This window comes from Mycobacterium sp. SMC-4, from assembly GCF_025263265.1.
Taxonomy (GTDB): Bacteria; Actinomycetota; Actinomycetes; order Mycobacteriales; family Mycobacteriaceae; genus Mycobacterium.
The window spans coordinates 716,878-729,023 of sequence record NZ_CP079869.1 but is presented as its reverse complement, the minus strand read 5'-3'; the positions used below and the strand labels follow the sequence as shown (position 1 = coordinate 729,023).

The 12,146-nt window shown below is 64.3% G+C and carries 3 protein-coding genes; all 3 read right to left on the bottom strand.

Annotation, left to right across the window (positions count from 1 at the left end; translation table 11 throughout):
• Positions 1-63 precede the first annotated feature (63 nt).
• On the bottom strand, positions 64-5,205 hold the full coding sequence (locus KXD98_RS03555) for a DEAD/DEAH box helicase (protein ID WP_260761909.1): 5,142 nt from the start codon (positions 5,203-5,205) through the stop codon (positions 64-66).
• Positions 5,206-5,533: 328 nt separating this feature from the next.
• Positions 5,534-5,920, bottom strand: coding sequence for a hypothetical protein (locus KXD98_RS03550; protein WP_260761908.1), 387 nt, complete (start codon positions 5,918-5,920; stop codon positions 5,534-5,536).
• A gap of 49 nt (positions 5,921-5,969) precedes the next feature.
• Positions 5,970-11,957 carry a DUF4011 domain-containing protein gene (locus KXD98_RS03545; protein WP_260761907.1) on the bottom strand — a complete coding sequence of 1,996 codons (5,988 nt, stop codon included), beginning with the start codon at positions 11,955-11,957 and terminating at the stop codon, positions 5,970-5,972.
• Between the last annotated feature and the right edge of the window lie 189 nt (positions 11,958-12,146).

Here is a 12,146-nt window from a genome sequence, read left to right as displayed (position 1 = left end):
GCAGCACCACCCATTCGCGGCCGCGGGCCGTGACCAGATTCCCAGGGGCGAATCCCACAGCGTTTAGACCCTTCCATCGCCGAATACGTACGAGTGCTCGCGCACCCGAGCCAGCCAGTCCTCGCCGGGATGAAGCCTCAGCACCGACCAGCCGGCATCGTTGAACATCTCCTCGACTTCCTCAGCGTCCGGTGGGGCGGATTCCTCGACGAACACCGCCAGTGCCGATCCATCGGCACTGAAGGCGAAGTCGGGGCGCACCGTCGCCGTGACCACCGGTTGCCCGAGTTTGTCGGGGAGGGCGAACTCATGCTGGACCAGCAAGTCGATAAACGCGCGTTGCAGCTCAGAGTCACACTGCGCCTTGAGCTCTGACACCTTGTCGGCGCGGGGCTCGTCGTCGATGGCCGGCACCGTCGTCGCTCGTGCGAGCCGCAACAACAGATCGCGGATCACATGCCGGTCGATCACCGCATGGTCGGTCTGATTGCCGTACGACAATAGGCAGTCATAACACGCCTTCTCGCACCGTTCCCGGGCTCCCTCCGCCCTGCCCAGATCGGTGCCGTCGGCGCTGAAGTGCATGATCTCCAATGCGGCAGCGGCGACGCTCGCCAAGGCACCCGGTTCGCTGTGTAGCCGCCGCAACACACCGGCGCCACCCTCGGCCGACTCGGTGAACAGCATTCGGCCGCGTCCGTCGTTGTCCGGCAGCGCCTCGCTGGACAATTCGGAGTCCTCAAGCTGGAACTGGGCTTCGATGCCGCGTTCCAGCGCGTAGCGCAGACTGGTGGACACCTCCTCGGCGACGGGGGTGTCAAGGCGGACCACCAGGATGTTGCGGGTGTCCTCCACGTAGGGGATCACCTTCTGCTTGGTGGGCACGTCGGCGGCGTCGTCCAGCGATTCATCCTGGGGCGTGCTGTCTTCGGCGTCCCGCTCCGAGAGCCAGTTGCCCTTGACGGTGTCGAGCCAATACCCGAGGTCTGCCGGATGCTTGCGCCGCCGACGGCCGACGTTGGTGACACGCACCGTCGCAGTGTCGCCGTAACTGACGGTCATCAGCCCACCTTCGACATCCCCCAGCGCGGCGTCGGAGCGCCCCAACCGCGGCCCGTGCTCGCTGAACCGGTAGGAGGTGCGCAACTCGAAACCCGCTCTGCGGCGCTCTTCTTCGTCACTCGAGATGCGTTCGCGGCGGCGGGCGAACACCGTCTGCATGCGCATCAACCCGTACTGCGGCGCGCTCAGCGGTGCTGCACAGTTCTCGCACACGTCGAGGCCGGGGCGACGCACATGGTGATAACCGCACGACTCGCATCGGTAGGCGTCCTGGGTCTCGACCGTGCCGATACCGCCCGTATTCATAGGGACCTGGATGCGCTTGATCTCGTAGCGCGCGCCCTCGTGGTAGATGATTGCGCCAGGTCCGAATTCGCTGATCGCCAGGAAGCGCGGGCGTTGCAGGTAGTCGCCGCCCGCTCGGTTGCCGAGTGTCGGACGCACCCCCGGAATGTAGGCGGCTAGCGGCAACCGAGGAAAGCTGTACCCGGGCAGGAATCCCTCGCTGGCGAAGTAGCGGTAAGTGTAGAAGTCGGAGTGGGTGCGGTCGGTATCCTCGTTGCGCAGCAGCCGAAGTTGTCCCTCGGCCTCCCGCCGGCGCCCCTCGGCCGCAGTCCGTGCCTGCTTGCGGACCGAGCCGTCCAGCACAATCCGGTTCTGCTCGGCCTGGTCGTCGAGAGCGGCCTGGTACAGCTCCCGCCAGCGGTCGCACGCCCGGTTGAACTCGTCCGGTGCGGCCGCGATGACGGTGGCGGGCCAGTCTTCATGCCACCATGACGTGCGCTGAAGGTCCTCGATGAGCGGGGCGATCACCGTGGCGGCCCGTTGCGTCGCCCGCCCGATCGCATCGGGGTTGCGCAGGGTCTTGTCGAGATCCGATGTCAACGGCATCCCAGGAGCCTCAAGTTCGAGCAGCTGAGGCATACGCGAGTGCAGGTCGGCACCGGTCTCGGACAGCCACAGCGCCTGCAGGTGGGAGGCGAGCAGGGCTTCATTGGTCAGATCCAGGCGCGGCGGGGCGACCGAGCCGGCGACCATGTCCACCGACCGCCGGAAGTAGTACTGGTCATGCGAGTTACCGGTGGCACAGTAGGTGGTGACCAGCGCGGGTTGGCCCGACCGGCCCGCACGTCCACTGCGCTGCGCGTAATTCGCGGGCGTCGGCGGGACGTTGCGCAGCGCCACGGTGTTCAGGCTCGCGATGTCGACACCGAGTTCCATCGTGGGCGAGCAGTACAAAACTTTCAATTCGCCTTTACGAAAGGCCTTTTCACGCTCCTCGCGGTCCGCGGCGGTCACCTGAGCGGTGTGTTCGCGGGCGTACATTCCGACGAGTTCGGGTGCGGTAGTGCGGTACAGGTCAAGGAAGAAGGGGTTGACCCGGGTACCCTGATCCGGGTCGAAGCCCTTCCGCAGCGGATCGGGTGCGCCGGTGACCCCGTCGCCGCGCGTCCAGATCACCGCCGAAGCCTTCAGCCGGTAGTTCGGTCCCGACAGACCCTCCACGTCGACGATGGTCAGCAGACCCGCACGGTCGAGCACGGCGAGGAGATCCTCGATCACCTTCTGAGAGTCGGCGGTGTCCATCTGGTCACCGCCCAGGGTGAGGCCACTGGATTCGCGGATGTAGCGTCCCAGCGCCGTCCGGCCGGTCAGGCGGGCGATCGACCTCAGGGCGCCCGGTCTGCCCGCTTGGGTGGACACCACCGCCGGCCGGGGCCGTGGCTCGTGCGGGGGAATCGACCACAGCCCCTGGAGGTGCTGATCGGACTGCCGCTTGAGCCGGTCGAAGCCGTCGTCGGTCAGACAGTCGATGGCCACCGCCAGGTCGCGCCGGAACTCGTCAAGCACGATCTGGCACAATTCTTTTCGCTGGATAGCGGTGGCGTTGCGCAGCGGGTCGTAGGCCTTGGCCCACAGCGCGTCGTCGGCCGCGATTTCGGGCAGCGAGTCGTAGTCCACCACCAGCAGCCCGGTCTGCTCCAAGTTGGGCATCGTGACCCGCCAGCCGCGTTGGAGGTCGGAGTACAGGCGGTACTCGATGAACTCCTTGAATGCGCGCTCGGCTGACGACCGAGCGCCGTACACCGCCTCCGGATTGGCGGCGTAGTCCTCGAATCGCAGACCCAGGCTCTCGACCACACGCTGGGCGACGTCGTCGTGGTAGAGGCTGGCCTTCTGCAACGCCCGGTAGACCGCGCCACGAAGCTGGACCATCTGGACGAAGTCGTTAAAGTGCCCGGCCTGCAGGCTCGCGTCCTGGCGGTTGTCGACGAAGGTCAGGAGTTTGCGTGACTCCTCGCTGAGTTCGCCGGGCGGGATCCTGTCCAGTGAGCGCACGATCGATGTGCTGAGCACAGTCACCGCGGAGCTTCGCCCTTCGGCGTCCAGCGTCGCCAGTTTGGCGAAGTCGCTTCCCCTGGCCTGTTCGTAGGACACCTTGCAACGCAAGCAGAACCGGAACGGAGCCGGGACGAACGCCGCGTCGATGCCTGCACCGCTGACCTCGGTACCGCCGACGTCGACCCGGACCCGGCGCGGCAGGTAAGGGCGGCGGCGTTCGGCGACCTGCCCGTCGGCCAGCCACGAGTCGGGCAACCGCCCCTCCGGGAGGGGGTCGGCCGGCCACGGCTGATCGGTGGAGATGTAGAGGTAGCCGTTGGCCTGGTCTCCTCCGCTGGCGTCGCGGTCGCGGCGCGGGCGGTAGATCACGTCCGAACCCTCGACGGACCGGGCGACCACCAGGTACTCCTGACCGCACTCCCGGCAGAAGGCCAACGGCATCAGGACGTGGTCGGGCCGGTCAGGCACCGCGACCTGGTACTGCGAGGTGATGTGACGCCGGGCTTCGTTCTCCAGGGATACGTACACGGTGTCGCCCTTGGAGAGGAATTGGTGCAGACGGAAGGCGAACAGCGGTCGGGCGGTGACAGGGTGTCTGGCGGCCGAACCGGCCAGCAGGGTGTGCCGGATCGCTTGGGCGCACTGGTCGACGGTGCGCCCGGTGAGGCCCGCCAGGCGTGCCGCGGAGTCCCGTACCGTAGCCGGACGCTGTCGAATTACTCGGCCCGAATCCTGTTCGATCGCAAGGCCGAACGTTGCTTCGATCCAGGATGCCAGTGACGAACCGGCCAGGGCCTCGTAGTCGCCGTGCGCCCCACCGGCCTGAACCTCGCGGGACAGCTGCAGGGTGTCGTCGGGATCGCCGGTGGTGGCGTGGTCGAGTGTTTCGCCGATGACGCGGTCGGCGGTGACCTCCGCGCCGAACAGGCTGGTCGCGACGTCGGCGACAACCCGGCGCTGGTCGGCGTCGGTGCCGGCGCTGGCCATCGTTGCCGACGTGCCAACACACTGCATGGCCGGTGACTGGCAGGCGTCACGCACCCGGCGGACCAGCATGGCGACGTCGGCGCCTTGGCGGCCGCGGTAGGTGTGCAGCTCGTCGAGGACCAGGAACTGCAGGCCCGTCGCGGCGTCGACGAGCTTTCGTCGCTCCTCGGGCCGGGTGAGCATCAACTCGAGCATCACGTAGTTGGTAAGCAGGATGTCGGGGGGGTTCCGCAGAATGGCTTCGCGGCGCTCACCCTGCTCCTGGCCGGTGTAGCGGGCGAAGGTCACTGGCTCGTGGCCCTCGCCGTAGCCGAAGCGCAGAAACTTCTCGAGTTCGCCCACCTGGCTGTTGGCCAGCGCGTTCATCGGATAAACGATGATCGCCTTGACGCCGGCCTGACGCGGTTGTTGGCGGAGCACCCGGTCGACGATCGGGATGATGTAGGCCAGCGACTTTCCCGAACCGGTGCCGGTGGTGAGCACATAGCTCTTGCCCGAGCGTGCGGCCTTGATGGCCTCGCGCTGGTGGCGGTGCAGGGTAATCGGCTGGTCCCCTGGGTCCGCCAGGTCAGCTTTTGGCCGGAAGATTTTCGCGCACTCGCGGTGCAGGAGGTCCTCCGCCACCAAGTCGTCGATGGAGCCGCCGGAAGCGAACGTCGGATTCAGCGAGAGCCACGGTTCGGGCCATTGCTTGCCCTCGGCGAGTTCATCGGCGACGTACTGGTTGATCCGGGGGTCCCGCGGGACGACCGCGCTGGTGGTGAAGGTCTTGTAATCGTCGATCAGGTCTTGGTGGACTCGGAAAACGTCCATCTCACTCCCCTCCCGGCCCGGGAGCTCCCCCAGTTGACGATCGTTGCGTGGGGCCTACCAGGTACAGAGGTGCTGGCGACGAGGTGTTGCGACAGACACCCCCCGCATCTCACAGCGATCAACGCTCTCATTCGCGGCGTTAGCGGAAATGTTTCAACATGATCGGCCGACTGCAACGTGCTGCTTCCCCTTTGCGCTACCCATAATCTAGCGTGGGCTGCCGCACTCGGGCGCGAGCTCAGCAAAAACCGTTTGGTCATCGGGTCACCTCCGCGGGCCGGTACAGCATGGACCTCGAGAATCGAAGACTTCCTCCACCTATGTCATTTCAGTTGCTGTAGTTGGCGTGAATGGACGCAACCTGCGCCTGGAAGAACTCGAACTTTTCGATTCCCGGGTGCAGCAGGCCAAGCTTCCTCGCGAAGCGATAGAAGCCCTCCCCAGGGTCGCCCGTACCCTTCTGAACCACGAGCGCCGACAGCATGGCGCCAACTTCATCGAGCGTTCCGTCCGTCACTTCTCCCAGCAGCGCGCCGATTGCCGCTTGATCGCGAGGCAAGTCGTATTCGAACCTCGCGTATCCGGTTCGATTGGAGAGTTCAGTGCTGAGGTCGGTGTACGTCGTAAGGCTTCGACCTCTGGCAACCTCGATGAGGTATTCGGTTGCAGCGTCGACTAGGTCATTCCACTCGTCATCGCCTCGACCGTACTTCACGAATTACCTCCCCCAATTCTCGCCCGATCGCGCAAGGTCCAGACCACCCCTATGTAGCCGAGACATATCCGGCGCCGCGCCTCACCAACTTGCCGAGCCGCTCCGCTTTCGCAATGCACAGCTCCAGTCGGTCGGCGGATTGTTTGGTGAGTCTCGACTGATCGAAGTACGCCAGCGTGTCGCGCATCAGCTGTTCCCGGTCGTACACGCCGTTGCGCGCTGCGTGCACCAGAGCATTGATGATCTCCTCGCCGGCTATCTCGTCGAGTGGGCGGGCGAAGCCAGATGGTGTCGTCCGGAATCCGGTCCACGCATGTCGATCGAGGTCGCTCGGCCACACGAAGGATCCCAGCTCATCCTCGTGAATCAGGTCTGCGGGGACAAACGGACGGACGATCTCCTGTCGTTTCGCCGCAGCGCGGTCGAATCCGAATCGGTGAACAACGTTGCGAATCAGTCGATTGAGCGCAATCGGCCCCTCAATCTCGATCGATTCACGCACTGCGTCTTGGATCCTGGTCCGGACGCTCTCCCACTGCGGACGGTCCAACTCGTCCCGGCTACCGACCGGAGTCGTTGGTGCTGCCACGTACGGCACCTGTGTGCCGCTGCCTGCGGTTGGCGCTATTGCCGTGTTCGATGTCGCGACGTGGGTGACCGGCTGCACCACGTCGACCCCTACCGGATCATCAAGAGGGTCCGGACTCTCGTTGTGCGGCACGCGCCCGCCTTCCGCTACAGAAGTCTCAACGGGCGGCGTGTCCGGAAGATCTATAGCCTCGAGCGGTTGCTTCTCGAGGAGCCCAGCCTGTTCTTCTGCTCGCTTAGCCTGTTCTTCTGCTCGCTTAGCCTCAGCTACGTTGGCTTGCTCGACGGCATCGCAAATCCGGTTCACCACCGAGTCGCGATCTTTGATCCACTCTGGCAACCAAACCCGCTCGCAGGCAGCCCATCCCATCATCGAGTCGAGCAGACTGGGCGTGATCTCACGATCGGCGACCGTCGTCCGGCGGGCCCAGCGCGGACCGTCCAGCATGACAGCGACCTGCCAGTGCGGCGATTGTGGTTCACGCACCGCGATGTCGACGACGAACTCCGAAAGCCCGTAATCGGTCACGACGTCGAGTTCCCGTTCACGAAGCGCAGCGGCAATCGTCTCTTGAATCTTCTCGGGCTGCTGTTCTGCGGTAACCGAGGTGACACCGCCGTGACCGGGAGCGTCAGCGGCTGCTTCCAGATATGCCTTCAGGTGTGCCATTCCGACCGATCGTGTACGGGACAGCTCGATGTCGCTGGGATCGAACGAGCAGAACACGATAACCTTCGCGCGGGCGCGCGTGACGGCGACGTTGAGCCGCTTTTCCCCGCCGAACCGCGTGAGCGGTCCGAAGTTCAACGGCATGGCCCCCTCACCGGGGCGCTTCGAGAACGCAGTGCTGAAGAGGATGACGTCCCGCTCGTCGCCCTGAACGTTCTCGAGGTTCTTGACGAAGATTCCGTTCTCGGTGTCCGGTTTGAGGAGATGGATGATCTGTTGGTCGCCGGTCTCTTCGAGCAGGTCCAGGATCAGTTCCTGTTGCTGACGGTTAAACGTGACCACACCAATGCTCTGCTGAGTACCCGAGGGCGCGTGAACGAGTGACCGGATCTCGGCGACGATCGCCTCGGCCTCGACCCGGTTGGTTCGGAACTCCTTCTTCTTGTCCTCGCGATTGAAGTGGCCGTCAACCCTGCGGAGCTCCAGACCAGTCGCTGGGTTTCCGCCAGGTGCAGGCAGACTTGCGAGCTTGCCCTCGTAGTACTTTTCGTTCGAGAAAGCGATGAGCGACTCGTCGCGACTGCGATAGTGCCAACTGAGCCAGATGCGCGGAACACTGGACTCGACGCATTCGGTCAAGATGCTGTCAAGGTCCTCCGGTACCACCTCATCGTCGGCATCGTCCTCGTCATCTCGGTTGGTGGTCACCTGGCCGAACGCCGTCGGTGGCATCTGCTGCGAGTCACCGACGACGATCGCCGACCGCCCTCGTCCCAGCGCTCCGATGGCCTGCGCGACGGTGATCTGCGACGCTTCATCGAACACCACGAGGTCGAAAGTCACCGAGCCAGGCGGAACGAACTGTGCGAGCGACGCCGGGCTGACGAAGAAGCAGGGTGTCGCAGAGATGATTTCGGAGCCGTAGTCCTCCATCAACCGTCGCACGCTCTTGCCTTTGCGTCGAAGATCCAGCTGGCGGCGCAACTCTCCGATCTTGCCCTTGAGCTCACCAACCCGGAAGTTGCGGTGCCGCATGATCCGCGCGGGAAGCGCCGAACTCTGCTCCCACCGCACCGCCGTCGCGACGTCGTTGAAGTCGGTTGTTTCGCCGCTGCGCACGTGGGGATCAAATCCGTCCAGGTGATGAGCCTTGAGGCGCTCTCTCATCGAAGCTTGCGCCGCGCCGGCACGATACTCGACCTCAGCTTGTGACGCTGCGATGGAGCCGTCGAGCAGCCCTGCCACGAACCTTTCGAGGCCCGGCTGACGCAAGCGGGCCAAGGCCGCCGACGCCCGCGCGATGCGTCGAGGCAAATCAGGGCCATGCTCGTCGAGCTCCGCGATCCACGACTGATGGTCGCGCGCCCAGGCTTCGAGCCAAGTCGAACTACCTTGCCAACCCACTATGGAGGTTGACCCGGCACCCAAGGCGCGCGTCCACCCATCCCAGGCCCTCAACGCGCGAGTCAAGACGTCGATCACCGATTGGTCGACACGCACACCCGAACGAAGGATGCCCCACTGCAGCGGATGCCGCCGCAAGAATTCGATGGACGACCGGATGTACTCCAAATGATGCTGTAAGTCCGGAACCGCGTTCGGCGCCAGGGGGTCCCAAACTGCTGGCGCCAAAGAGCCGAGCGCCTGGCGCATCTGCGCCTCCATGTGCGCGCTGTGATCTCGGGCACTCGGCACCGAACTCAACAGCGGAATCGCGTCCTCGGCGGTGAGCGTCACGTTGGGCAACACCACCCCGGCTAAGCTCCTGGCAAATTGCTCTTCCCGCTTCTTGCGCCCGAACAGCCCGCGAGACACCTCCGAGGCCTGCTGCACCAGCACCGCATGGTCACCACGGGCGAGAAAAACTGGATTGAACGTCGAAATCAATCCGGCCCACGTCGCCTGCAGCTGTGATGTCTGAGTCAGCACCCCCGCAACGAATCTCTCCCAGTCGGCCGTTGCGAATTGACGCCACTCTTCGTTGGGTACCGAAGGAGCAGTGAGCTCGCGGGTTGCGCGCTCAAGCAGTGGTGTGACGTCTTCTGCTGAGCCACAACTTGTTAACACGTCAAGCGCCGTCGCGTTCGACTGCAACGCTGCGAATGCCGCGTCGAGCTCGCGGGCGGCGACTCGGATCGAGTCATCGTCCTGCGGATCGCCGGCCAAGCTCCACGGGTTGTTGGGCCGGCAGTCTCCCGGTCGCACGGTGCGGGTGAACAGACGCAGCGCATCGCAATTCGCGGTGAACTGTTCGGGAGTCGTAACGGCAGGATGCGCGTCGGAAATGAGGGCGGTCGAACCGCTGCCGAGCGAGAGTACCGTCTCGCACGCGGTCCACAGCGAGTCACCGAGCACGTTTCGAGAGTGAATCCGCTCGGGATACTCAGCCAGCGGGGCATGCTTGGAGCGAAATTCGGCAAGCCGGGCATCCCAGACACGCTCGTTGTAGTCGGCGCGAAACTCGATCGATTCGCGAAGCTGGTTGCGAACCTCGACGACGCTTTGATTCCTTCCGTGGAGATCGAGGGTAAACGGCTTCAGCCCGATCGCGTCGAGGCGCTTCTTGACCACCTCGAGAGCGGCTTGCTTCTCGGCGACGAAGAGGACGGACCGACCGGCGGAGAGGTTGCGAGCGATCAGGTTGGTGATGGTTTGCGATTTTCCGGTACCAGGAGGGCCCTCAAGGACGAATGTGCGCCCTTGCGCAGATAATTCGACGGCACGCAGCTGAGACCCGTCCGCGTGTATGGGCGTCGGCTCAGCGGTCTCGTCGACTTCGACACCGTCGAGATCGACAGCGTCAGCGGCTCCGTCGACGAAGCTTTCGCCCGGACGATGCGTGAGATGATCAACCAGCGGGCTCTGGCTCAGGATGTCCCAGGCGTCGCTGAGGTCCTTCCACATGCCGAACGTGCCGAACTGACAGATCGCGAGAACAGCTGTCTCGTCGATCCGGAAGGGGAGGCGGTTCTCGACCAGTCCGGTGCGAATGGCTACCAGTGCTGCGTCGATATCGATCCCGGAATCGTCGAGCGGCGGACTACTGAGTGCAGGGATGCTGACGTTGTGTTTGAGGCGCAACCACTCGACAAGGCAATGGTTCGAAGTGGCTACGTTCGTCGAGTCGATGAGAATCTCAAACGCACTGTTTCCGGTACCGCCCACTAGCTGGACGGGAAGCAGGAACAGGGGTGCCCGCGCCTCGGCGCCCGTCGACGTGGTGTGGACGAGCGACCCGAACGCCAGGTACAGGTTCGACGCTCCGGTTTCCTCGAGCAGCGTCCTCGCGTCACGTTGCAGTCGCTTGAAACGTCGCGCGTACGCCTCCTCGCCGACCGCAACGAAGGCAGTCTTTTCCTTCTGCAGCGTCTCCAGCAGCGAGGCGGGATCAATGTCCTGGGCGGTTCGAGCGCCCTGCAGCCGGTAGATCGAGCTGAGGTCGTTGTGCGCCGCGAGCGCAACGCGCTTACCGTCGTGGACCAGATCGTCGAGCATCGCCAGCCCCTGCGCCGGGACCACGAGGTCGACGACCTGCGCTGACTGGCGAAGATTCAGCAGGCGATTTCGCGTACTGAGGTCGAGCAGCGACCGTTTCCACTTCTTGACACGCGCCGGCGACGTGTCGGCGATGTCGAGGACGGCGTCACCGGTCGCACGTCCCTTGAGCTCAGGCGGAAGGTCGAGCAGCGCGGTAGTGGGTGCCGTCTGCTCGACTTCCTCTTTCTCGGGTGTGTCGTCGAACGCCGTCGGTAACGGGCGGACGCCGTCGCGGCGCGCAGTCGATACGTCGATGACGGCGCGAAGGGTGGCCGGGTTCGCGAAATGGCGGCGCGCAGCCTCAACTGCGCCTCGGAAGGAGCCCTCCGGGCCCTGTTCGTAGAAGAGCGCCTCAAGCGCGATTGCCCGATGCGATTCGAAGAGGTTCACCATGGTGTTGGTCTCGGTGAGCGAGGTGTGCGCCAGCGACTCCTCGTGCAACATGAACCCGGTGAACGCGTGCCCGTCGACGAGCCATATCAGCGGATGCAACCCCGTTTGTTCGATGCAGGCCGCGTACGTGACGGCAAGATCGACGCAGGTGCCGAAGCGCTCGTCGAGAACTTGCGCGGTGGTCCGGACCTTTTGTCCCGTGTCTTCGAATGACGCCGGGGGCGAGATGTATCGGATGCCGCGAGCACGGAGTGCCTCGTAGACGGCCGCGGCGATGAGCGCAGCTCGCTCAGGCCCTCGCTGATATGCGTCTAAGGACGGGCTCGACGTCTGCTGTTGCAGGATTTCCGACGCCTCGTCCAGGATCTTTCTGACCGCTCGCGTGTTCGGTTGAACAAAAGCGGCCAGCGAGTCATAGAACACCGGCGCGTTAAACCACTCGTTGTGGGCGAGAACTTGGACCGGAATTCGATGAACGACGTCGTCCTTGAACCGTTGTTCCGCCGACACGACGATGGCGCCGGGATAGCTCTCGTTGAGAAGCTTCAGGTGCCCAACATCGGGGATGACGTCGCCCAGGTCGTTCCACACGTGAGTGCGTCCAGGTGGCAAGTCATCGGACAGAGACCGAGACCACTCGGGCGCCAGTTCTCCGGCGCTGCCGTGTAGGCGAACGGACAAGTGGAGCCCGGAAAGAGGCAGATCGGATTCGTTCGTCACCGCGATTTCGGTGACCAGCGGCACCCGATTATGGACCAGAGCCAGGTTCACAGCAGGTTGCGCGTGCACGTCGATGCGGAGGCCGTGTCGCTCGATAACGCGAGCGGGCCAGATGGCGGTGTCGGACATATCCCCCCGGGACGAATAACGCGTGCTGACGGCTTTGCCATCGGTTCGGTGCAAAGCTTAGGTGAGCTCACCGACAGATTCTGCGAGATTGGTGCACAACGAGCTGCTGGACGAAGACTCTTTCGACCGCCCACCACTTCGACTTGTGGACCTCGCTCGTCACTCACCCTCCCGCCCGATCCACTCCGC